Origin of the sequence: Enterovibrio norvegicus DSM 15893 (genome assembly GCF_900115495.1) — a bacterium.
In the GTDB taxonomy this organism is placed as follows: Bacteria; Pseudomonadota; Gammaproteobacteria; order Enterobacterales; family Vibrionaceae; genus Enterovibrio; species Enterovibrio norvegicus.
In genome coordinates this window covers 51,069-75,585 of record NZ_FOWR01000004.1, presented here as the reverse complement: position 1 = coordinate 75,585, position 24,517 = coordinate 51,069, and the positions used below count along the sequence as shown (strand labels likewise).

The window sequence follows — 24,517 nt, the reverse complement described above, 5'->3', positions numbered from 1 at the left end:
TATACTCCATCACAAAACGGACCAATGCGAAACCGGCTCTCCTGATAAAAATTGCTTTTGATACAAACCGAACATCCTGCCAAGCGCTTCTGATGCAGAATATTTTTTCTCCAACGCCGTCAAGGTAGCAAGCTGCCAACTCGCCCCGTTTTGACGCTTGGCGAGACGATGCTCAATCACCATCATCAACATGTCTGCTTCTTGACGAGAGACACCGAGTTGGATGAGTGAGTCCGCCACCTTCGGCAACAATTTGACCAACACATCCGTCAGTGCAAACTCTGCTAGCGAGCCGTTTTCCGATTCCCACAAAATCTTGGCATCAACACCGAATTGCGCGGCGCGATAAAAGTTGTATTTGGCAAACTCAAACGGCAGCAGATCCATCAATCGATCGAGATCATCTCTGAGCGCATGCGCCAATCCAATGCACAAGGCTGCATTGGCTACCATGTCGATCGTTGTTGGCCCTGCAGGTAAGCTTCGCAACTCAACGCGCAAATGCCCATTGTCAGCGTCGTCATACACTGCTCGGTTCCAACTCCAGATGGTGCTTTGGTGTAGACGTAACGCTTCAAGCGGCGGCCCACAGCCTTCTTTGGCTTGGGTATCGCACATGTCTGGTAATAGCACGGGTTGCAAGCTTACGCCTTGACGAAACAGCTCAAGGGCGCTTTTACGCACATACCCTTTACCAAACGAGACGCGTGCGGGGGTGTGCCAGTTCATGCCACACAGGTTTCGGCTATCAATGGATTGTTTAAAGAGCGGCACGCGGGTTTCATGCCACAGTTTTCTTTCAAGGAAAATGGGCGAATTCGCCCCCATGGCAATGGTAAAGATGGTGGCAAGTTGAATGCCGTTGTACCAAGTTGCAAATTCATCTGGCTTGACGCGGTAATGCACCTGGAATGAGGTATTTGCCCCTTCAAGTGTTAGGTCGTCTGCATCTATCTCTAAGCTTTCTGCACCGTGAATACGGATATGAAATGGGCCACCACGAGACTCACACAGAATTTCTGTTAGCGCGTGATAACGCGGAGAGTCCGTCATGGAGGCCAAACCGAAATCACCATGTTGTAAAGTGGGAAGAATCCCGATTGGCGTGACGTTTATCCCCGTTTCGCTAGCAAGCGATTGAAGTGACAGTAATCTGTCATCCATATGGTGTTTTAAGAAGGAAAACGGCGCGCCTTTAAAGGTGGTGTACGGACAATTGTATTCGAGATTAAATCGGTTAATTTCTGCGGTCATTAAAGGGTCCGCGGCTTTTTCGAGCAAATCTAAGTTGTAGTGAGCAGGCCGATGGTGTTTGTCTGTCAGGTACAATTCGAGCTCTGCGCCTAACGTACACTCTCCAACGCCCCATCCTGGTGTGTTGAGTAACGCTTCCAGTTGTTCCAGTTCGGATTTTAGTTGCAAAGCAAACCGTGTATGGTCACTTGCACTAAACGAGGTTTTAATTATATTTTGGCCCACTGCTCAGCCCTCTCCTCGCGTGATTGAATTTTTAACATAGAACAATTTTGCAGCGATTACAGTGCAGGAGTTGAGGGCTTGGTGATGGATGATTTCATCGTCTTAACAATGAGTTTTTCTTCTCCGATTTTTACGCATCTGGTTTCGTGACTGCTCTGCACATTCAGGCAGAATCTGGTAAACTCGCGCTCCTTTATTTTGGTCTGTTCCGGAAACATAATGTCTGACAACGCTTTCACTCTTCTCAATGAGACGCTTCAATCGACGCTAAGTGCGCTTGGTTACGCTCAACCAACTGACATTCAGCAACAGGCGATCCCGAAAGTATTGGCGGGAAAAGATGTTATGGGCGCAGCCCAAACAGGCACAGGAAAAACCGCCGCCTTCACCTTGCCATTGATTCATCAGTTGCTTGAGAAAGGCGTGAAAGGCTCAACCCGTGTTCTTGTTGTCACCCCAACGCGCGAGCTTGCACAACAAGTGCTAGAAAAGGTGGCGGAATACAGCCAGAACACACCACTGAAGTGTGTTGCACTTTATGGCGGCGCTAACATCAATCCACAAAAAAACGCCTTGGCGAAAGGGGCTGAAATTGTGGTGGGCACGCCGGGGCGTTTGCTTGATCACTTGCACATCGGCACGCTGAATCTCGGTGCTTTAGATACGCTTGTCCTCGACGAAGCCGATCGTATGTTAGACATGGGCTTTATTTCAGACATCAAACGCCTGATGAAAAAAATGCCAAAAGAGCGCCAGACGTTGTTTTTCTCTGCCACCTATCCAAAACAAGTGATGGATTTGGCCTATCGTTTACTGAACGCCCCTGTTCGCATTGAGATTTCCACCAGCAACAGCACCGCTGATACCGTGGAGCAACTTGTTCACCCGGTTGATAAAAAGCGTAAACGTGAGCTGCTCTCTTACCTTATTGGGAGCAAAAACCTACAACAAGTGTTGGTGTTTGCCAAAACGCGCCAAAGCACCGAGGCCTTGGCCAATGAGCTAAAACTGGATGGATTGGAGGCCGAAGCGATCCACGGAGAGAAAACCCAAGGTGCTCGCAATCGTGCCTTAGAAGGTTTTAAGTCTGGAGAAGTACGAGTACTCGTCGCGACAGATGTGGCTGCTCGTGGGCTAGATATTCCGTCACTCGATTACGTGTTCAACTATGAACTGCCACATCAACCCGAAGATTACATTCACCGAATTGGTCGCACAGGCCGTGCAGGTAAAAGCGGCAAGGCCATCTCACTGGTTAGCCGCGAAGAAGAAGGGATGTTAGTTGCCATTGAAACACTGATCGATCAGCGTCTGCCACAAGAATGGTTGGAAGGCTATGAACCAGACTTGAACGCAGACAAAGAACATCACGAAAAACGCGGTGGTCGAGGTGGCGAGAAGCGTCGTTTGAAGCGCCAGCTAATTAAAAAATCGGGAAAAGCCCGTCGCTAAAGGCCAGAAAGTCGGAGTTGTTCTGCCATAGAACGCGCCTTGCCAGACTCGGCGAATTCGGTAGTCGCGGATGTAAAGCCGATGCGGATGTGCCGCACAGCTTAAGCGACAACGCACTCGCAGTTTGAGTGGATATTCGTGCTTTTATCGAAAACGTTTCACGACAGGTGAACACTGTTTGACGCGAATCTTCCGGTAAATACAAGAGCGACGAAGGACAATGCCCCGATATCGGGGCATTGTCTGTTCTACGCTCTCAAATCTTCATCAGGCAAAGGATCGCTCTCAACATCGCCCGTTCGAATCACCGTGCAATCTCTCCCACTAGATTTGGCCTCATACAGCGCTTCATCTGCGGCATTAAAGAGATCTTGAAACTGATTAGCACCGCGTGGTACCGCAGTTGCAGCCCCAATACTGATTGAGACTTTTCCTTTGTCTTCATTTCCGTTGTGCTCAATCCCGAGCGCGGCAATTTTCGCGCGACAGCGTTCCGCCACATTACCGGGCTCTGTGGTATCCGGTAATACGATCACAAATTCTTCCCCCCCATAACGACACACAATATCCTGCGAACGCATTAGCGCATGTTGAAGCGCAGATGCGATTTGCTTTAAACACACGTCTCCCGCGTGGTGCCCATAACAATCGTTGTATCTTTTAAAGTGATCGACATCAATCAGGAGGAGCGACAAAGGGGTTTGCGTGCGCTGGGCACGTAACCACTCTCGACTCGCATACTCATCAAAATAGCGCCGATTATACAACCCTGTCAGAGCATCATTCTGCGACAATTTCCTCAGTTCATTGTTAGCAAAATCGAGGTCTTTGGTCCGTTCAATCACCTCTTTCTCAACCAACCCAGAATGGCGAAACATCAAGCTTAAATAGGCAGTAAAAAAGGCCGTCAACATAATGCCAGAAGCGAAAACAATGATCGGAGTCATGCTCTTTTTTCCCGCAAGATATGCTTTGGTGGCGGTCACTTCCATTTTCCATTGACGCCCAAGAACCGTGGGCAATGACGTGGTGTAACGTAAATCGTCAGATAAGATGGCGTCTTTCGGAGTCCTATCAAACAGCAACTCCACCTGCTTGGGGTTAGTGATATCGAACAGCCGAATGGATAGATCTGTAGGCAGTTCCCCATGTTGGGACATAACAAAGATATCGCCAATGCGATTCACAGCAAGCACGATGCCAATGATGTTCTTTTGTCTGTGCGCGAGGGTTGATACGGCACCTTGGTAGATAGGTACCATGGTCAAAAAACCACGTTGGTTCTCGGTTTCTTGAATCAATCGAATACTGGCGGTTGCCTTAGCTTGACCGGAATCCCTTGCCTCAATTAGCGTCGACATCCGACGAGGGTTTGATCCAAGATCGAAACCTAAGACTTTTTCATTCCCGAAATAAGGCTCTACATAATAAATGGGGTAGTATTCTTGGCTTTCTTTGGCGATCGCCATGTTGCCGTGAGGCGAAATATGCGTAAACGAGAATTCAGGAAAGTGAAGTTGCATCACACGTTCAGCGTCTGTACGTTCCTCTTGAAAAATACGTGGCGCCCACTCAAGGCCTTGGATACCCGAGTGCCTTTGCAAAACACGTTGTGCTTCTTGCTTGAACATCAAATACCCGGTATCGGGGTAAGTTCTAAAAAGCGTGCTAATCGATTGAAGCGCTTCGAAGTTCATATCTAACGTTTGAGAGAATGCAGCGGCTTTTCTTTCAACCTCAAATTCAAAATCAGACACAATGTTTTCATGTTCAGAGGCGCTAAAAAGGGCAGAGAGACTGGCGGAAAATACGATTCCGATAATGACGACGAACATCCTAATGTAACGTCGCTTGAGCAGCGCCATGCTTCACCTCCTAAACATAAAAAATTCGACACATTAATGTTTGAATCATTTGTGAGACAAATAAATTATGATATGTAATAGCGTTACTTTTTGCATAAAAAAAACGCCCCGACCAAAAATCGAGGCGTAAACTTGCGTGCTAACGAAGACAATGCGTCGCTTAGATACGATAACCCCACGCAGCATCAATCAACTTGATCATCATCTCCTTCGATATTCCCTCAGGATCTTTCTCCGGTAAATACTCAAGAAAATCAATGCCGACAAACTTAGGGTGCGCCGCCAATTCATGCACGAGTGTGAGTGCTTCTCGCGCAGACAAACCACCCACATTCGGTGTTGCGCATGCGCGGAAAATCGCACCATCAAGTGCATCATAATCAAACGAAACGAAAAAGCGGTCGTAGTTGCCTTCAAGTTCGGCGATCAGCCTGTCGAGCATGGTTCGAAAACCAATCGCATCGATCACTTCTGGGCTATTGAGATCAATTCCCTCCGCTTTGATCAGTTCCGCTTCTGGCAACATCAAATCACGAACCGCTACGTAGTAGATGTCTTGGGGCGATAAACGAATGTCGGCGGGTACAGACCAATTGTCATGAGGGTATTTGTCCATCAACAACGCGAGAGGCTTACCGTGCAGATTTCCACGTCCTGTGTTGCAATCGGCATGTGCATCCACCCACACAACAGCAACATGTTCGCCTTGCTCTTTTTGAAAGTACTCCAATGTGGCTTGCATGGTGCCAAGCGTGACGGCATGATCGCCGCCCACCACAACCGGGGTTCGGCCAGCACGATACGAATCCAACACCGTGGTTTTCAATTGTTCACAGTAGCGCGTTAATCCTTGCAGATCTTCACCATGGTTCACGAGAAATTTTGCCTCGTCATCAGGTAATACATCACCTTTGTCTTCGATATCGGCTTCCCAGCGTTTGTTTCGCATTTCGAGCCATTCAGAAAGACCTAACCAACGCTCTTCGTCCAATCGTCGCAACGCTTCCAGCGTGTTCTTCTCTGTTTTTACAGAGCCAAACTGATTGAAAGGTGCGCCGATAAGATCGAAGGATCGTTTCATAGTGAATTCCTGTAGTTGTCTTTTTATTTTTGGGATTTTTTTGTTTGAGATTCTGATGTGTTCGGCAGTGAAAAATTCAATGAGCCCGCTAAATGACATGACTTTGTCAATTTACAATACAAGGCATAAGCTACTGATATATTGCCGAATAATCAGAATTACCACCTATTCAAAAGACATTGATAGCGTTATAAGTAACAAAATCCAACAATCGTGAAGTGATACGCAAATAGCCCTTCACATTCACCACTCCCCTCATTCATAGAGACAAAAAAGCCCCAAGAATTTGGGGCTTAGTACACTTTTCACACAGGCATTACGCACATTTCAACATGACGAAAATCCTTGGTGTTGGCATTTCATGCTAGACAAACCAGTGGCGCGTCCGATTCGCAAACCACACCAATGACAGCATCACTGGCACTTCCACCAGCACACCCACAACGGTTGCAAGCGCGGCGCCGGAATGTAAGCCAAAGAGAGAAATCGCGACGGCGACCGCCAATTCAAAGAAATTTGATGTGCCAATCATACCTGCGGGGGCGGCAATGTTATGCGGTAACTTCATCCACTTTGCAACGCCATAGGTAATGGCAAAAATGCCATAGGTTTGAATCAACAAAGGAATGGCAATCAAGAGGATAGATTGTGGCTGGCTAACAATGGTTTCGGCCTGAAACCCGAAGAGCAGCACAACGGTTCCCAGCAATCCGACAATCGACCAAGGCTTTGTGGCAGCAAGAAACGTGTTGAGCGTCTCCTCACCCTTGCCAAGCAGGTTTTTGCGAACAATCGCGCCTGTCACTAGAGGCAGCACAACATAAAGAAACACGGAACTGGTGAGGGTTTGCCAAGGCACAGAGATATCGCTGACACCGAGTAGCAATGCTGTTATTGGCGCAAACGCAAACACCATAATGATGTCATTCACCGACACTTGCACCAAGGTGTAGTTTGCATCCCCTTTGGTAAGCTGACTCCATATGAACACCATCGCGGTACACGGCGCGACGCCAAGCAGGATCATCCCGGCGATGTATTCACTGGCGGTTTGCGGGTCGACCCAATCAGCAAATATTCCTTTGAAGAACAACCAACCTAACGCGGCCATCGTAAAAGGTTTCACTAACCAGTTAATGATCAGCGTCAGCACAAGCCCTTTTGGTTTTTTCCCGACATCTTTCACCGCACTGAAGTCGACTTGAACCATCATGGGAAAAATCATGACCCAAATAAGCACAGCGACAACAAGATTTACGTGTGCAAACTCCCAACTGGCGATAGATGCAAACACAGAAGGAACAAGGTTCCCCAGTATCACCCCAGCAGCAATACACGTCGCTACCCAAACCGACAAGTAGCGTTCAAACATTCCCATTACATCGTCCTCATTTTTATCTCATTAATCCGATATATATGATTTTTCATATATATCAATTCAAATTTTTTAGCAGCATGCGGAAGCGCGCGCTGGGCGATCACCCATGCGGCATAAACGCGCCATGTCGTCTTCTAAAAACGTAGCGTTAGCTTTCATCGTGGTCGTTAATACATCTTTTGCCCAGGCAGGCAAATCAGCGTTGATTCGATAAAACACCCACTGACCTTGGCGTCTGTCTGTCAAAAGGCCACACTTTCGCAGTTGGGCAAGATGACGAGACACTTTAGGCTGACTCTCATCCAACGCTGCCATCAATTCACAGACACACAACTCTTCTTCTCGCTCCAACAACAACAGGGTTTTCAAGCGCGTTTCATCAGCTAAGCATTTATAGAAATTGACAGGAGACATGAGGCCTTCGGGATTATTTGATTGAATAACGTCACTTTATATATGTTTTTCCATATGTAAAGTGACGATTACATTGCAGCAGAAAGATTAGGGGCAGAAGAGGGTTACGATTTAAGGGCTTGTTCGACAGCTTTTGGGGAGAATCCATGCAGTACTTTATCGCCGATTTTTATCACGGGTACACCGCGTGCACCCAATGCTGCATGTTCTTTTTTCCCACGAGGTGTGCCTACATCGCATTCTCGATAAGCAATTTTCTTACTATCAAAAAATTGTTTCGCCGCGTTGCAGTGCGCACATTGTCGGCTGGTATATATTGTAATGCGCTTCACGCGGCCTCCAGAATTCATCATGTTCAAATGCAACCCCAAGCAACCTGAAGATGCGCTCATCAAGGCTGGCTGGGAATTGCGAAAGTCTAATGAATTACAGCAAAGAACACGACAGTTTATTCAAGGCGACCTAGACGCCCTTTTCTTTGAGTAGCTGCATGATTGATTCAGCAGCTTCTTCAGGTGTGGGGTTGTGCATGACCTTCCCACCGGATGAAGCAGGCGCTGCTGTTGCCGCGCGAAATCGATCCCGGCTCGATGAAGCTGCTGCCACTGTTTTTACACGTTTGGCCCGTTTTTTTGCCACTTGCCAGTGCCACGTATTCAACTCTGCGTCTTCAATTTCAACCACACTCAATGAATGAATCACGCCATCTCTCGCCTTAGTAAACGCACTTTGCCGCGCCGCAGGTGCGGATGCGCTGGCAATCAACACGGCGGGAAGTTGAACCTGTAATCGGCGGCGTTGACCACCCGCGAGCGCTTGCAACACTTCAACGGATTCTGCATGTTGAGCCAAAATATCAACCACGTCTGGCACCACTGCGGCATTCAAACGTTTTCCCACCAAATACGGCACCATTCCCGACGATTCACCTTGCTCTGCACGATGACCGCATAGGACTAGACGCGGTGACTTTTGATGTACGTAACTGGCAAGCGCAACACTCACATCGGCATCTGCCTTTTGGGAGAGCACATCGATTTCAGGCACGCCCATGCCCAAATAGTCACGTAATGCCGAGCATTCGGGATCACCCGCAAACACCACACGTGGTGAAGCCGTATATTGCAGCGCGATGTCGAGCGCTTTTGCATCTCTCTCAGCACGTCGTTCTCTGCCAGAAAGCGGGTGATGCCCGCAGGAAACCAACACCATGATGTCGTCACTAACTTGCATCACTGAGCTCCTTGCTGGTTGTCGAACCTTGAACCGCATCCACGAGGGCTTGCATCACCTCAGAGCTATCCGCAATGATGCTAAGGTCTGCGCGTTTTACCATGTCACAAGCAGGATCTGCATTTATCGCAATGACCGTATCGCACTGTGTCATCCCTTGAAGATGCTGGATAGCGCCAGAAATACCTACTGCGATATACACCTTGGCATTAACATAAGTCCCTGATGCGCCCACTTGTGTCGTTCTGGGCATATGCCCATTATCGACCGCTACGCGGCTTGCCCCTTCGGTTGCGCCTAACGCGTCTGCACATTGATGAAACAACGCCCAATTTCGCACGCCGTTTCCGCCAGAAAGGATAAAACCTGTTTCGGGCAGCGGGATGTTTTTGGGATCAACCGCCACGCTGCCAGCATCTTCAATGGCACAAGCCTGATCAGTGTCAAAGGCGATCTTTAGTAAAGTGTCTATCAGTGATGATTCCATTGACGACGCATCCGTGACGTAGCCGGAAATCGGATCTGCCACCTGTTCTTCTACCAACAAGACGCGAGCGAGTTGTCGGGTCACCGTTCGCCCTGCATCACCGCTACCACACTCGATCTGCACATTCTCTGCTTGTGTGTCTACCAAGCCTCGAACGCGCGTAGCGGGTCTTTCATTGAATTCGACACTGAGTTTTCGCCCTAAATCACCGCCCACCAAGCCCGAATCGGGGAAAATCCAGTGAACGGGCATAAGAGACGATTCAAGCGAAAGTAACGCTGAAAGCCACTGCTCAGGAGAGTAAGTGGCAGGGGCATTGAGCGCCAATACACGGTCAGCGCCCGCTGCTGAAAAATCATCGTGTCGCGCAAAAACAGTGACCAACAACACGGCGGTATCATCGCCGTGTCGCGCCGCCAATTGCTGCGCCAAACCCAGCATGTCTTTATCGAGCGTTGACAGTTTTTCGCTGTCGCCATCTGACACCACCACCACATAACCCGACGGCGATGCGATGTGTTTTCTTGGCAAACTTTGTTCAACCGATTTTGCCGCGATGCCCGCACCCGCTGACGTCTCGCCAGATCGATCAATACGCTTAATGCCTTCAGGGGTAAAGAACCCAACATGGTGCGGATCTTTTCGGTTTGTGCCGCCGAGCATGATGTTTTGCGATGCCATGAGGGCGGCATGTTCGGGATGCAGGCGATTACGCGCGATGCATTCGAGTCGTCGATTACGCCTCAGAGGTACGCTTGGTTTTGTATCATCGCTCATCACAGCTACCCCTCTTTCTCAATGCGATCCAACAGCATCACGGCCACGTCTCTCACTTCTGGTCGTGGCATCACCACACCTTCCAACATCACTGCACACTGAGGGCAAGCAACGGCGACCAGATCCGCCCCCGTTTCTCGTGCATCGTCCATGCGCATATCAGCGATGCGATGCTCGCCAGGAATGTCCGTGATTGGCGCACCACCGCCACCACCACAGCAGCGTGAACGAAAACCTGATCGTTCCATCTCATTAAGGGTAAACCCCATGGCGGTGAGCAGATATCGTGGTGCGTCATAGCCACCGTTGTAACGGCCAAGATAACAAGGATCGTGATAGGTGACGTCTTGCGTTTTGGCTTCGGTGAGCGTCAGTTTGTTGGTTTTTACCAGTTCGGCTAGAAACTCGGTATGGTGCATGACCTGATAGTCGCCGCCAAAATCGCCATACTCATTTTTCAACACATGAAAGGCATGAGGATCAGGCGTGACTATGGTTTCAAAGCTGTATTTATTCAGGGTGTTAACGTTAGCGTTTGCGAGACGCTGAAACGTTGCTTCGTCGCCTAATCGACGCGCAAGATCGCCGCTGTCTAGTTCTTCATTGCCTAAAATGGCGAAGTTCACCTTGGCTTGGCGAAGCAGTGCCACCACGGCGCGAAGTGTGCGCTGATAGGCTAAATCAAACGCGCCGTCTCCCGCCCACAAGAGGACATCGGCACGACCCACGTCTGACATCGCATCAAGCTTCAAATCAATTGACCAGTTGGCGCGATTCGATGGAGAAAAACCGTTCGGGTTGTCCGTCGCGATCAAATTATCGAGCGAGTCCGACCCCTTCCCTGCGGTTTCACCTTTGGCCAAGGTCAAATGACGGCGCATGTCCACGATGGCATCAACATGCTCAATCATCATCGGACACTCTTCAACACACGCACGACATGTGGTGCAAGACCACACGGTGTCTGTGTCCAACAAGCTTTCAAACAACGGCGTATCCGGTGCGCCACATTTCGCGCTTTCTTTGCTCGCCTCCTTTCCTGGATAAGGGCTACCGGCATAGTGAGAAGTATCGCCACCCGCCATGCCCACCACGAGATCTTGGATCAGCTTTTTCGGATTAAGCGGCTGACCTGCTGCAAACGCAGGGCAGACTTTTTCACAGCGCCCACACTGCACACAGGCATCAAACCCCAATAGCTGATTCCAATGGAAATCCGTCGCCATTTCGACGCCGAGTTTGCTTTCATTCAAATCAATGGGTTTAAGCCCTGTGGAACGTCCTTCCGCAAAACGGTCTTGGCGTCGGTGAAAACCTAAGTGAAGCGCACCCGCGAAGGCATGCTTCATCGGGCCCCCCCACGTCATGCCAAATATCAGTTCCGTTAAGCCAAGCAGTACACCCGCAATCAAAAAGAAGGTGACGACAATGGATATATTGACGAAGCCAAGAAGTTGGATGATGGAGATACAAAGGCCTGAGAGTGAGAACACCAACAAGCTATAAGGAAGGCGTTGCCAAGCACCTTTAGACAAATTCGGCGGCGGGTTTTCGCGGCGTTTTTTGACCTGATACGCGCCAACACTCATGACAGAAAAGGTCACCGCCAGCAAGCCATAGGTTATTGACGCGTCACCGCCAAACACATACACCACCAGCATGACAAGCACGGAGGCAACAAAGCCCCCCGCCGTTGCCACGTGGGTATTGGCAAATTTTTTGTCTCGCGCCACCACATCATGCAAGTCATGAAGATAACGAGGCAGAATGGCGGTGATGGCTTTAAAAAAGGGAATGTGATCAGGCTTACCCTGACGCCACATGTTGATTCTTCTCCCTGCGCCAATCGCAGCAAGCACGATCACAAGGAGGAGAAGAGGACCAATTAGCGCTGCGGACATATCGCTCACCTCGCCAAATGCTACAGGTCTTTACAAAGGCGTAAGGCGTCGTAAATCGCCGCATGAATATTACGCGGCGCGTTGCAATCACCCAAACGGTACAACAAATAGCCCTCGCCTTGTTCGGAAAAAGTAGGCTGAGGCTGCGCTGCAAACAGCGCTTCAATGTCGATTTGCCCTTTGTTGCGTGAACCGTCTTTGAACGCGTAATAAAGTGCTTCATCCGGCCTAACCCCGTTTTCAATCACCACTTGGTCAACCACACGTTCTTCTTTCACACCCGTGTACTCATTTTCAAAGTGCGCGATCAAGGCATCGCCTTCTTTGTAGACTTTCTCTAACATCAAATCAGAGGTCATCACGACATCTCGGGTATAGAGGCTACGGTAGTAGGTAGGGAAGCTGGTGCCTCCCACTGCCACCCCGGGTTTAATGTCATCAGTGACCATTTCAACTTGTGCCCCTTTGGCGGCGAGAAAATCCGCTACTGACATGCCACTAAATTCACAAATCGTGTCATACACTACGACGTTTTTACCCGGCTCAACCGCACCACTGAGCACATCCCAGCTGCTCACGACCAAACCATCGTCTGCGCCCCATTCAGGCATCTGATTCACGAAAGGTTTACCGCCCACAGCGAGTAACACCACGTCAGCATTTTCTGCCGAGATCATCGTTTCATCAGCGGTCACATCAAACACTAAGTTCACACCAAGGCGGCGAAGTTCAAGATCAAACCAACGCGTAATACCCGCAATTTGTTCGCGCTGTGGCGCTTGTGCTGCAATGGTGATCTGCCCGCCTAGCTCGCTGTTTTTCTCAAACAGCGTCACTTGATGCCCACGCTCCGCACAGACGCGTGCCGCCTCCATGCCCGCAGGGCCACCACCAACAATCACTACCTTGCGAATTGGACCGTCTGTTTTTTGGATGATGTGCGGCATGGTTTGCTCGCGAGAGGTCGCGGCATTCTGAATACAAAGCACATCGATGCCTTGGTACTGGCGGTCGATGCAGTAATTCGCGCCGACACATTGGCGAATTTGATCTGTCTGTCCCAGTTTCACTTTGGTGATGAGGTGGGGGTCGGCAAGGTGGGCACGGGTCATACCCACAAAATCAATCAAGCCGCTCTCTAAGGCACGCGCCGCTTGTACTGGATCTTTGATGTTTTGCGCATGCATCACTGGCACATTAACGACACTACGAATGCCTGCTGCCAAGTGAATAAACGGCTCTGGCGGGTACGTCATGTTCGGAATAACGTTCGCAAGCGTGTTGTGGGTGTCACACCCTGATCCCACGATGCTAAAGAAATCGATCATGCCCAGACTATCGTAATAAGCGGCAATCTCTTTCATGTCGTCTTGGTTGAGACCATCAGGGTGAAACTCATCGCCCGTCATACGAATGCCGACCGCAAAATCGGGCCCAACTTCGTCGCGCACGGCTTTTAGCACTTCAACACCAAAGCGCATGCGGTTTTCGAAACTGCCCCCCCATTCATCTGTACGCTTATTGACACGCGGGCTCCAAAACTGGTCAACGAGATGTTGGTGAGCAAACGAGAGCTCTACGCCATCTAAACCGCCATCTTTTGCACGTTTGGTGGCTTTTGCGAAGTCGCCAATAACGCGCCAAATTTCCTCCGGCTCAATGGTTTTACACGTCGCACGGTGCACTGGCTCACGAATGCCACTAGGGCTCATCAATGATGGCCATTCGCCACCATCCCACCGCGAGCGACGCCCCATGTGCGTAATTTGAATCATGATCGCCGCGCCATGCTTGTGCATGGCATCTGCAAGATTTTGTAAATGAGGAACCACATCGTCAGAGGCCATGTTGACGGATTTCCACCAACCTTGGGGGCTGTCAATCGACACAGGGCTAGAACCGCCACAGACACACAGTCCAATACCGCCCTTGGCTTTTTCCTCGTAATACTGGATATAGCGCTCAGTCGGCATGCCATTTTCCGTCGAATACACCTCGGCGTGGGCCGTACTGATCACGCGATTTCTGATCATCAGCTTGTTGATAGCAAGCGGTTGAAAAATGGCATCAAACTGGGACATTGCACTTCCTTATTATTTTGAATGCAGATTTCGAGTTTCGAGTTTCGAGTTTCGAGTTTCGAGTTTCGAGTTTCGAGTTTCGAGTTTCGAGTTTCGAGTTTCGAGTTTCGAGTTTCGAAAGAGTGTGTTGAAGCCACGCATCGACTCAAGCTCTGTAGCTTTTGCTTTTGCTTTTTCTCGTACCTCAACTCTGCTCTTTCTCTACCCTCTCTCGCACCTGCTTTTAAATCGGCTTCACCTCAAACACCCCAACATCACAGCCTTCTTCTGAGCCGCTTTGCAATTGGACTGCTTGCGTTTTCAATGGGAATCCAACACTTTCAGACACTTGATCCATCGCGCCTGCGAACCACCCCGTGAACATGTAATCCACTTTGCGGTTATTTTTTCCGTAGTAATACACGAATGCGGAATTCTCGAGACGCACTCGCGCTGTGCCTTGGGACACATCAAGTTGTTCGATAAAGAACTGCCCCCAGCCGCGTTGCGACAAACGCTTCATGTAGTGATCAAACACTTCAGCGCCTGAAATACCGTGGGTTGCCCCTTCTTGTTCACACCAAAAGTAAGCGGATTTGTAGCCCGCCTTGTAGAGCAAATCAGCGTAGACATCTGCGCCTAATGCTTCTTCAACCGCCGCATGATTGTTGATGAAAAAGTGGCGCGGCACATACAGCATGGGTAGCCCATCGGTACTCCAAACGCCGGTTTCGTCATCGACGTTGATGGGTAATTCTGGTGGATGATGCCCCATGGTACTTTCCTTATAAGTTGGTTATTCCGGTTTGGCTTGGTTAAATTCAACAGGTCATGCGACGAACTTATTCGCCCCATACATCCTTAAGGACATTGACCCAGTTCCCGCCCATCACTTTCTGTACTTTTTCTGGTGACCAGCCATTGGCAAGCAAGGCTTCCGTGAGATTTGGAAACTCACCCACAGTGCGCATCCCCTTCGGGTTGATGATTTCACCGAACTTCACCAGTCTTCTGGCGTAGCCTTTGTCATGTGTGATCCATTCGAAGAAATCTTGCCCGTGACCTTGCGTGAAATCGGTGCCGATACCAACACAATCTTCACCCACCAGATCCACGATGTAATCGATGGCTTCGACGTAATCTTCAATCGTTGAGTTAATGCCGTTTTTCAAGAAAGGAGCAAACATGGTGACGCCGATAAAGCCGCCGTGATCGGCAATAAACTTAAGTTCTTCATCAGACTTGTTTCGAGGATGATCTTTCAAACCCAGCGGCAGACAGTGGGAATAACAGACAGGCTTTTTCGATGCGAGGATGACTTCTTCCGATGTCTTTGGCCCAACGTGTGAAAGGTCACACATGATGCCAACACGGTTCATTTCAGCAACGACTTCACGGCCAAACCCCGATAAGCCACCATCACGTTCGTAACAGCCTGTGCCAACCAAGTTTTGGGTGTTGTACGCCATTTGCGCGATGCCCACACCGAGCTTTTTGAAGATCTCGATGTAGCCCAGTTTATCTTCGAAAGCGTGTACGTTTTGGAAGCCGAGGATAACCCCCGTCTTTCCTTCTTCTTTCGCACGGAGGATGTCTTGCGTGGTATGAACAGGACGAATTAAGTCGCTGTTTTCTTGAAAGAGTTGATTAAATTCAACGATGTTATCAATGGTGCCTTGAAAGCCTTCCCATACAGATACAGTACAATTGGCGGCCGTTAAGCCGCCCTTGGCCATATCTTCAAACAGAGCCCGGTCCCACTTGGCGATGATGAGTCCATCAATGATGATAGAGTCACTATGAAGTTTCGCCGCGGCTGGATTGATGTCCGACATTGCGCTGTCCTTGTTAGTTTTATCCTTGTATGTCCTCCAAGTTAACCAACAAGCTCTAATTTCAGCGACACGATTGCGACAACTTATGGCGGGAATGCGTCAGGGAAAAACACACTCTACGATGCCGTGAAAATTCCAGAGAATTTGCCTTTAATTTACGCGTTCGTCTTCTTCGTTTTTTGTTATATTTCTCAATACATTAATGGGATATAACAATTGTCCAATGATGGTTTTCGGCAACGGCTTTGTTGTGCCATATTCCGCTGGCCAATGTTGAGTGGGCATGTGCATGGTGCCAAACAACCAATCAAACAGAACCAAGTGCGCAGAGTAATTGGTATCAATCGCCGGCTTTTCAGAGCTGTGGTGCCAATGATGAAATTGCGGCGTGACGAAGATGTATTTGAGCACACCAAAATGCATACGTGTGTTGCAGTGGATCAGTACCGCTTGGAGCGCAGCGAAGATGACGTATGCATTCAACGCACTTTCAGACGGACCCAATAAATACAATGGCACCATGACCATTGCGCGCTCAGAGAACACTTGGAGAAAATGCCCACGCGACCCTGCCAACCAATCGAGATTCTTCACGGAATGATGCACAGCATGTATTGGCCACAGTAGCTTCACTTCATGGAACAAACGGTGTTCCCAATACAGCACGAAATCAGCCGCAATCACGATCATCGCGAATTGCACAATCGTTGGCAGAGATTGAATGGTTTCCTGAAAAGAGCCGCTCACCGCCCAACTAAAGTGGCTGGTATGGTAGTTGGCATAAATCAAAATGGCGGAAATCGCGAGATGATTGAAACAGAAGTAAAAGAAATCCGTCTCCCATTCTTCGCGTAAAATCACTTGGTTTTTGTATTTAGGCAACAGCTTCTCTAGCGTAATAAAGACTAATGCCGAGCCTAAAAACGCCAGAATGAGCCAATCAACACCAAGTGACAGCGATTTGGGTTCTACTGGCCCAACCGGGACGGTGTAACCGCCAAGACCAAACGCGATCAATGTCAGCAACATGCCCGTGCATCCGAGGCGACGGTACTTCTTTAAAAAATGGGTCATTGCACCGAAAAAGAGGGAGAAGTACATGCCGTATTTTAAGACCTGTTGCAGGCTTTCAGCGTCATACGCTTTGCGAAGTTCAGTGGTTGTTAGGTAGGAAGGAAACAGATAAGCAAGCACAGCAAGAAGCGATAAAGCACCGAGAAATACAGACAAATACCCACTGATTTTCCCTTCACCAAATCGAAATGCCCGATCGGCATCTAACTCGACGTTTCGCTCACGATATTGATACGGCCTTTCCTTTTTGCACATAACATCTCCCCATTACTTCTTGATTTGGGAGCACTCTACATGCTTGAAGCTTTGACAAACACCGGCAAAAGCCAAGTAACAAAAAGCGCGACCTCTCGTCGCGCTATTTGTCACTTTTGTAGCAATATTGGCGAAGACGTTTTAGATGGGTTTAGAACAACCCAACAATTTCCCCGTTGTCATCCAACGAGATACTCAACGCTGCAGGTTTTCTTGGTAGGCCAGGCATGGTCATGACATCGCCGCAGATGGCGACCACAAAACCCGCGCCTGCCATTAAGCGAAGCTCGCGCACGGGCAAGATATGGTCGCTTGGCGCACCCAAAAGTGTGGGGTCAGCAGAGAAACTGTAAGGCGTTTTGGCGATACAAATCGGCAAATCACCAAAGCCTAGCGCCTGGATTTCGTCCAGTTGCTTTTGTGCGGCGATATTAAATTGCACGTCTGAAGCGCCGTAGAGTTTCGTCGCGACAGTGCGAATTTTGTCGTCAATCGGCAGTGCATTGTCGTAGAGGAATTTTACGTCGGGCTTTTCGCCATCCAACATGGCTTTCACACCTTCCGCGACAGCTTTGGCACCGAGGCCACCTTCCGCCCAGTGTTGAGCTTCTTCAACGGGTGCACCTAACGACAAACAAACCTCTTTTATCGCGGCCAATTCCTTATCATCATCGGTTGGGAATCGGTTGATAGCCACCAACGGGGTTAAGCCAAATTGCTGCAAATTTTTGATGTGGCGGGAGAGGTTAGAAGAACCCTCAATGACGGCCTCAACGTTAATCGCATCCAAGTCGGCTTTTGGCACACCACCCTGCATTTTCAATGCCCGCACTGTACACACCAGCACGACGGCATCAGGCATTAGGCCCGACATACGGCATTTGATATCGATAAACTTTTCCGCTCCGAGATCGGCACCGAAGCCTGCTTCGGTCACCACAACATCACTGAGTGCCATCGCGGTGCGGGTTGCCATCACAGAGTTACAACCGTGCGCAATATTGGCGAAAGGGCCACCGTGAATAAGCGCAGGATTGTGCTCTAAGGTTTGAATCAAATTGGGTTGAATCGCTTCTTTAAGCAGCACGGTCATCGCGCCTTCAGCGCCTAGCTCTCGTGCAGTCACAGGTTGATTGTCGCGGTTACGACCGATGATGATATTGCCGAGACGTTTTTGAAGATCTTTTCTGTCTTCGGCTAAACACAAGATCGCCATGATTTCTGACGCCACAGTAATGTCGAAGCCCGATTCTCTCGGTTGACCATGCGCAGGTCCACCAAGCCCCACCAGCGTGTTGCGAAGGGCACGATCATTCATGTCCATCACACGTCGCCACGTAATACGACGAGGGTCTAGGTTTAACTCGTTACCCCAATGAATATGGTTGTCTATCAATGCTGCAAGCAAATTGTGCGCAGAGGTAATGGCATGAAAATCGCCATTGAAATGCAGATTCAGATCTTCCATTGGGATGGCTTGAGCACGACCGCCGCCTGCGGCACCGCCTTTCACGCCGAAACAAGGGCCAAGCGATGGTTCACGTAAACAGACACTGGCGTTAATGCCGATGGCATTTAGCGCGTCAGTCAGTCCAATGCTTGTGGTGGTTTTTCCTTCACCCGCTGGTGTCGGTGTAATGGCGGTGACCAACACCAATTTACCCAGTTTGGTCTTGGTTTCAATCTGTGCCAAATCGAGCTTAGCTTTATAGTGTCCATAAGGGATCAGCGCGTGATGCGCGATGCCGAGTTTACGCTGCGCCACTTCGAAGATAGGCCATGGTTTTACTGCACGTGCAATATCAATATCCGGCGAGCCGGGAGGAGGTAACGTTGTCATAGTGGTTTCTACCAGTACTGCATTATGTTTATTGTTCACCATGCCTGCCGCTTATGCTGGGATAGTGGCGCGCGAGTGACAGCATCTCACCAAGCTCATTAGAAAGCGCTTTTTTGGCATCTAACAGGGCAGATAGCCACTGAGCTCGATGACATATACCCAAATAACCTGAATCTTAAAGTTGCTTGGGTATAAAGCATCGCAGCGTAAGTAGACAAGAACGGTGAACACAATAGGTTGATGTTGGTCAATTCTCGATATTAACGCACGTTTTTTTCACCACCGATTTGTCTTCAACTTACGGTATATGCGCTATTTTGTACGTATTATCAACAGCATTCCTGTCAGTTTACACTTTCATTTGCCTGCTTCTAAGATGGGTGTAATTCTGATTTTGCAGTATTCCAACCGCGACATGGCAGAGAGTAAACGCGTCAAAAACTCAAAGAAAAGCATTCCAGATAATGGATGTTCGAATACCACCTCCGTCTTTCTTAAGGTTACACTCTTACCTCAATGGATTGAGGAGAAAGAAAACCATGCCAAGGATTCTGTGTTTCGGTGATTCAAACACTTGGGGATATAACCCTTCAAACGGCCACCGCTGGCCAGAAGGTGTTCGTTGGACATCTCGCTTGGCAGATTCACTCAATAAATCGGCCCCCTCCGATGTACGTTGGTATTTGATAGAAGAAGGCTTGAACGGCCGCACGTCAGTCTGGAACGACCCGATGAAACCACATCGAGATGGCAGCTCGGCGCTTCCCATGTTGTTACTGAGTCACCGTCCCCTTGATTGGATAGTGATCATGCTCGGTACGAACGATTTGAAATCGCAATTCCCATCAGAGCCGGCGTGGATAGCTGAAGGCATCAGAAAGTTGGTAGGCCAAGTTCGTGATACTGACAATGCAGGCCAGACTTCACCAAACATTCTGGTTGTGTCTCCTCCTCCAATGCATGACAAAAACAATTGGGCGACCGGTTTTCATCATGGGCGTCAAAAATCCCTTCAGCTCGCTGAATTTTATCGCGCAGTGGCAAAAGAAGAAGGCTGTGCATTTTATGACGCCGCCGAGGTTTGCGAAGCATCCCCCATTGATGGACTACACTTGGATGCTCAGGGCCATGAGGCATTGGCTGAAGGCCTTGCACGCTTGTTTAACAAGCCATCTAAACAAGATGTATTCAGTTAATTGATCGCAAAGGATTTTATCCGCGTATTGATCTGAAAATACACACAATAAGAAGAATCGATATGATTAAAAAATTCGCCATTGTAGTTGCGCTTTTGGTTATTTCTGGGTGCCACTCTGTGCCCGAGGGCGTTACCCCTGTCGCTGGGTTTGATAAAGATCGCTATCTCGGTAAGTGGTATGAAATCGCTCGCCTCGACCATTCTTTCGAACGCGGCATGAGCAAAGTGACAGCAGAATACAGCCTGCAAGAAGACGGGGGCATCAAGGTGGTCAACCGCGGATTTAAAGCAGACGAGCAGGCGTGGTCTGAAGCCGTCGGTCGAGCGTATTTCGTCGATAACGACTCTGTCGGTCATCTAGAAGTGTCATTCTTTGGTCCGTTTTTCTCCTCTTATGTGGTTTTTGACCTCGGTAAAGACTACGAATATGCCTTTGTATCGGGCTACAACACGAACTATTTGTGGTTACTGTCGCGCACACCAACTGTATCAGATGCGTTGCTCGCGCGCTTTTTAAGACAGGCTGAAGAAAAAGGATTTGATACTGAAGAGGTGATCTTGTCGGTGCAAAATTAGTCACATTCGACGCTGATTGATTAAACTATCAACAAGCTCGCTGATAGCCTCTGGAAACCGCTAAACATTTCTCCTTCGTTTTGGTTAAATGTCGGCGGTTTTTCATTTTAGTAGACGAAGCATGACGGTTATTACCGATACGGCGGCAATGCGAAATACCCTCAATCGCATCAATCAGGATGCGGTTGACTCGCTCTCCCATGATGGCGAGTGCACGGTAAAAGTGGGCGACCTTTCGGCCCTTCTCATGGCATACAGAATTGAATTGAACAAAAACAAGCGGCTAAAGAAGACGCTTGATAGCCAAACTGTTGTTGCAAGCGCCCTGCTGTAAGGGCGTTTTCCATCTCTTTTTTATCTTGACGCTTCGCGCTTCGCTTGTTTTTTACCCTGCCAGAAAATACGCAAAACGACGCATAAAGCACACTTTCTCTCGCGACTATTTGGGGAGTGAGATTTTGCTCACGGTGTGATTTTTTATCGTTTCCACAAACCTCTTTTTTATTTTAAAACCATAGAGCTAGCTTTTAGCAGTCACTGAAAAGGCATTCTCATGGAAACCTATAATTACCGTCTCTATTGCACCGATTGTAAATCTGTTACCCCTCATGACTTTCCCAATGTCGAAAATTACAAAGCGTCAGACTCCGTCGGCACAAGTTTTATCAAATCACTCTTCAATGGCCTCTCTGGCTCCATGATTTCAGGGCAAGCACACCGCCAATGCACCCACTGTGGAAACGAATTTCACTCCTAGTGTCTGCAAACACGAATCCTTGTCGTAATACATTGGCGTGAGATAACACGAGAAGCACATCTTCCTTGCGTTTCAACCTTGTGCACCTGCGTTGCTTAGGTTTTAATCAATCTTCACGTCTTAGATTGTCCACATGCAAGGATCGCCCGCTCATGCTTAACGCCGCTATTCCCTTTGTTTTTGTTTTGCTCTGGAGCACAGGGTTTGTTGGGGCGAAATTCGGGCTTATTGATTCGAATGCCGCGACGTTTCTGCTTATCCGCATGACGCTAAACGTATTGGTATTTGTCGCGATTTTGTTGGTCATGAAACCGGTCATGCCGAAAGGCATGCAAATTATCCACGCGCTCGTATCTGGATTACTCATCCACGGATTTTATCTTGGGGGTGTGTTTGCATCGATTGGGCTCGGCATGCCCGCTGGCCTTTCTTCTTTGTTAGTCGGGCTTCAACCTATTCTCACCGCAGTGATCGTCGTGAATACTTCATCAGAGAAGCTCAATCTCGCGCAATGGCTTGGGCTAGCGGCTGGGATTATCGGTATTGCCTTCGTGGTGCAAGGCAAGATGAGCTGGGGGCTTGATGCACAACCACTTTATGCCTATATGTTTGTCGGTTCCGCCCTGCTTGGCATTACGTTCGGTACTCTCTATCAAAAACGCTTTTGTCAGGAGATGAATTTGGTCGCCTCCGCCATGTGGCAATATGTCGCAGCGACTGCCGTTTTTTTACCGATTGTTTGGTTCATTCAAGGCTTCCAAGTGACATGGACAATCACCTTTAGCCTCACTATGTTGTGGTCGGTACTTGTGTTGTCAGTGATCGCGGTTCTCCTATACCTCTACATGGTCGGTCAAGGCGCGGCGTCAAAAGTCACTTCCTACATTTACCTGGTTCCGCCATTGGCCGCGATCCAAGGTTGGCTGTTTTTCGACGAAACCTTCTCTGGCGCCACATTGATTGGCTTCGCATGTTGCGCATTGGCGGTGTATTTGGTGATGAAAGCACCGAAATTGTCACTGTCTTAATCACGGCTGGTTGGGAAAAGGCTGCGTATCTATTCAATCGCAGCTTTTGGTTACACCGACCGGCCACCTTCTTTCTGAATTCAATTTTTCTTCACTTTTTTCAGCGTTGCTCCCTTACTTGTACTTCTCTTACACACGATCAAGCGTTCAATTTATAGTCAGTTATTTCGTCTGGTATTTGAGCAAAAACAAGTAGTCATCGATTATTTATACCCGCCCACCCAAATCAATTGACTTCTTATTCGCTTTTAACGACATTTTATGCCCCTTATAGATATTGAGAAGTGATGGAATGTCTCAACCTCATGTTTCCACTCAGGATTCATCATCAGGTGTAAAAAAGTGGCAAATGCCAGACACCTTGATCCTGATTTTTATTGTTGGGTTATTAGCGGCAGCGATGACCTATTTGATCCCTGTGGGTCAATTCGATAGCCAGCAAGTCTCTTTCATGGCAGACGGCGTAGAAAAATCTCGAACTGTCATTAACCCAGAATCTTTCCGCTACGTAACCGACGAAAGCGGCGAAATGGTTTACAACAAAGTCCAATTCTTCGCCTCTGGTGGCGGTATTGGCTTAATGAACTTCCCCTTTGAAGGCTTAGTATCCGGTTCAAAATGGGGCAGCGCGATTGGCGTTATCATGTTCATGCTTATCATCGGCGGTGCATTCGGCATCGTGATGCGCACGGGCACCATTGATAACGGCATCTTGAAACTGATCGACAAGACCAAAGGCAGCGAAGCACTCTTCATTCCCGCTTTGTTTTTGCTGTTCTCTTTGGGCGGTGCAGTGTTCGGCATGGGCGAAGAAGCCGTTGCATTTGCGATTATTATCGCGCCATTAATGGTTCGACTGGGCTATGACGGTATCACCACAGTGATGGTGACCTATGTTGCGACGCAGGTTGGCTTTGCGACCTCTTGGATGAACCCTTTCTCTGTTGCCATCGCACAAGGCATTGCGGGCGTTCCCGTGTTGTCAGGTATGACGATGCGCATGGTCATGTGGGCTGTGTTTACCCTTGTGGGTATCGGCTTCACCATGATGTACGCATCGCGCATCAAAGCAAACCCTTCGGCGTCTTATAGTTTTGAGTCCGACGCCTACCTGAAAAACAAAGACGTCGATGTTCAAGTATCTCGTTGGGGTTTCGGCGACACCTTGGTGATCCTGACGGTTGTTGCAACCACCATTTGGGTGGTTTGGGGTGTGGTCATGCACGACTGGTACATTCCAGAAATCGCCTCTCAGTTTTTCACCATGGGCTTTGTGGTTGCCATCATTGCAATCGCATTCAACCTGAACAACATGACATTCAATGACGTGGCAGATGCCTTCAAAGAAGGCGCTGGCATCATGCTAGCACCCGCATTGTTGGTTGGTTTTGCCAAAGGTGTGTTGCTGCTATTGGGTGGTGGTTCCGAAGACCCGAGCGTCTTGAATACCATCTTGCACAATGCAGGCAGCGCAATCAGCGAGTTGCCTTCTGCGATGGCTGCGTGGTTGATGTATGTGTTCCAGTCCGTTTTCAACTTCTTCGTGACATCCGGCTCAGGTCAAGCTGCATTGACCATGCCATTGTTGGCACCTTTGTCAGATATCGCAGGAGTGACACGCCAAGTTTCAGTTTTGGCCTTCCAACTGGGCGACGGCTTTACTAACATCATCGTTCCTACCTCTGCATCTTTGATGGCCACATTGGGTGTGTGTCGAATTGATTGGGGTAATTGGGTGAAGTTCGTGTGGCGCTTTATGCTGTTGTTGTTCATCATGGCAAGTATCACCGTTGTGGGTGGATACATGATGGGCTTTGCATAACCGCA

21 protein-coding genes are annotated in these 24,517 nt (G+C 48.9%); 7 read left to right on the top strand and 14 right to left on the bottom strand.

Annotated features, from left to right (window positions below):
- Window positions 1-9 precede the first annotated feature (9 nt).
- On the bottom strand, window positions 10-1,479 hold the full coding sequence (locus BM082_RS03600) for a glutamate-cysteine ligase family protein (RefSeq protein WP_017015236.1): 1,470 nt from the start codon (window positions 1,477-1,479) through the stop codon (window positions 10-12).
- Window positions 1,480-1,698: 219 nt separating this feature from the next.
- On the opposite strand from BM082_RS03600, the gene BM082_RS03595 reads away from it, so the two are divergent.
- Window positions 1,699-2,931, top strand: coding sequence for a DEAD/DEAH box helicase (locus BM082_RS03595; protein WP_017017006.1), 1,233 nt, complete (start codon window positions 1,699-1,701; stop codon window positions 2,929-2,931).
- Window positions 2,932-3,179: 248 nt separating this feature from the next.
- Here BM082_RS03595 and BM082_RS03590 read toward each other — a convergent pair whose 3' ends face one another.
- From BM082_RS03590 to BM082_RS03530, 13 genes are all read right to left on the bottom strand, one after another.
- Window positions 3,180-4,796 carry a CHASE domain-containing protein gene (locus BM082_RS03590; RefSeq protein WP_017017007.1) on the bottom strand — a complete coding sequence of 539 codons (1,617 nt, stop codon included), beginning with the start codon at window positions 4,794-4,796 and terminating at the stop codon, window positions 3,180-3,182.
- Window positions 4,797-4,956: 160 nt separating this feature from the next.
- Entirely contained in the window at window positions 4,957-5,877 is a 921-nt protein-coding gene (locus BM082_RS03585; RefSeq protein ID WP_017015233.1) for an arginase family protein, read from the bottom strand.
- Window positions 5,878-6,241: 364 nt separating this feature from the next.
- A complete protein-coding gene (gene arsB / locus BM082_RS03580) occupies window positions 6,242-7,255 on the bottom strand; it encodes an ACR3 family arsenite efflux transporter (protein ID WP_017015232.1) in 1,014 nt (337 codons plus the stop codon).
- 69 nt (window positions 7,256-7,324) lie between these two features.
- Entirely contained in the window at window positions 7,325-7,669 is a 345-nt protein-coding gene (locus BM082_RS03575; RefSeq protein ID WP_017015231.1) for a metalloregulator ArsR/SmtB family transcription factor, read from the bottom strand.
- 104 nt (window positions 7,670-7,773) lie between these two features.
- Window positions 7,774-8,019, bottom strand: a complete 246-nt coding sequence (locus BM082_RS03570; RefSeq protein WP_017017008.1) for a glutaredoxin family protein — start codon at window positions 8,017-8,019, stop codon at window positions 7,774-7,776.
- Window positions 8,020-8,131: 112 nt separating this feature from the next.
- Window positions 8,132-8,902 (bottom strand): electron transfer flavoprotein subunit beta, encoded by a 771-nt coding sequence (locus BM082_RS03565; RefSeq protein WP_074925341.1) that lies wholly within the window; start codon window positions 8,900-8,902, stop codon window positions 8,132-8,134.
- Complete coding sequence (locus BM082_RS03560) at window positions 8,892-10,166, bottom strand: electron transfer flavoprotein subunit alpha/FixB family protein (RefSeq protein ID WP_074925400.1); 1,275 nt, start codon at window positions 10,164-10,166, stop codon at window positions 8,892-8,894. The genes BM082_RS03565 and BM082_RS03560 overlap by 11 nt, the downstream gene beginning before the upstream one ends.
- A gap of 5 nt (window positions 10,167-10,171) precedes the next feature.
- Window positions 10,172-12,067, bottom strand: a complete 1,896-nt coding sequence (locus tag BM082_RS03555) for a (Fe-S)-binding protein (protein ID WP_074925339.1) — start codon at window positions 12,065-12,067, stop codon at window positions 10,172-10,174.
- A 20-nt stretch (window positions 12,068-12,087) separates the two neighbouring features.
- Window positions 12,088-14,148: an NADH:flavin oxidoreductase gene (locus BM082_RS03550; RefSeq protein WP_074925336.1), complete on the bottom strand. Its 2,061-nt coding sequence runs from the start codon at window positions 14,146-14,148 to the stop codon at window positions 12,088-12,090.
- A gap of 223 nt (window positions 14,149-14,371) precedes the next feature.
- A complete protein-coding gene (locus BM082_RS03545) occupies window positions 14,372-14,902 on the bottom strand; it encodes a DUF5943 domain-containing protein (RefSeq protein WP_074925333.1) in 531 nt (176 codons plus the stop codon).
- A 67-nt stretch (window positions 14,903-14,969) separates the two neighbouring features.
- Complete coding sequence (locus BM082_RS03540) at window positions 14,970-15,962, bottom strand: dipeptidase (RefSeq protein ID WP_017010992.1); 993 nt, start codon at window positions 15,960-15,962, stop codon at window positions 14,970-14,972.
- A 150-nt stretch (window positions 15,963-16,112) separates the two neighbouring features.
- Window positions 16,113-17,291 (bottom strand): sterol desaturase family protein, encoded by a 1,179-nt coding sequence (locus BM082_RS03535; RefSeq protein WP_074925330.1) that lies wholly within the window; start codon window positions 17,289-17,291, stop codon window positions 16,113-16,115.
- A gap of 151 nt (window positions 17,292-17,442) precedes the next feature.
- The gene (locus tag BM082_RS03530) at window positions 17,443-19,173 is read right to left on the bottom strand and encodes a formate--tetrahydrofolate ligase (protein ID WP_074925328.1); all 1,731 of its coding nucleotides are present in this window, start codon (window positions 19,171-19,173) and stop codon (window positions 17,443-17,445) included.
- A 497-nt stretch (window positions 19,174-19,670) separates the two neighbouring features.
- On the opposite strand from BM082_RS03530, the gene BM082_RS03525 reads away from it, so the two are divergent.
- The 6 genes from BM082_RS03525 (at window position 19,671) to yfcC (ending at window position 24,512) form a co-directional block, all read left to right on the top strand.
- Window positions 19,671-20,327, top strand: coding sequence for an SGNH/GDSL hydrolase family protein (locus BM082_RS03525; RefSeq protein ID WP_017010995.1), 657 nt, complete (start codon window positions 19,671-19,673; stop codon window positions 20,325-20,327).
- 62 nt (window positions 20,328-20,389) lie between these two features.
- Window positions 20,390-20,905 (top strand): lipocalin family protein, encoded by a 516-nt coding sequence (locus tag BM082_RS03520; protein WP_017010996.1) that lies wholly within the window; start codon window positions 20,390-20,392, stop codon window positions 20,903-20,905.
- A 121-nt stretch (window positions 20,906-21,026) separates the two neighbouring features.
- Complete coding sequence (locus tag BM082_RS03515) at window positions 21,027-21,239, top strand: hypothetical protein (RefSeq protein WP_026024659.1); 213 nt, start codon at window positions 21,027-21,029, stop codon at window positions 21,237-21,239.
- A gap of 219 nt (window positions 21,240-21,458) precedes the next feature.
- Complete coding sequence (locus tag BM082_RS24735; RefSeq protein ID WP_026024660.1) at window positions 21,459-21,662, top strand: hypothetical protein; 204 nt, start codon at window positions 21,459-21,461, stop codon at window positions 21,660-21,662.
- 152 nt (window positions 21,663-21,814) lie between these two features.
- Window positions 21,815-22,690: a DMT family transporter gene (locus tag BM082_RS03510; RefSeq protein WP_017015222.1), complete on the top strand. Its 876-nt coding sequence runs from the start codon at window positions 21,815-21,817 to the stop codon at window positions 22,688-22,690.
- Between the two features lie 349 nt (window positions 22,691-23,039).
- Window positions 23,040-24,512, top strand: a complete 1,473-nt coding sequence (gene yfcC / locus BM082_RS03505) for a putative basic amino acid antiporter YfcC (RefSeq protein ID WP_208862513.1) — start codon at window positions 23,040-23,042, stop codon at window positions 24,510-24,512.
- Window positions 24,513-24,517 lie beyond the last annotated feature (5 nt).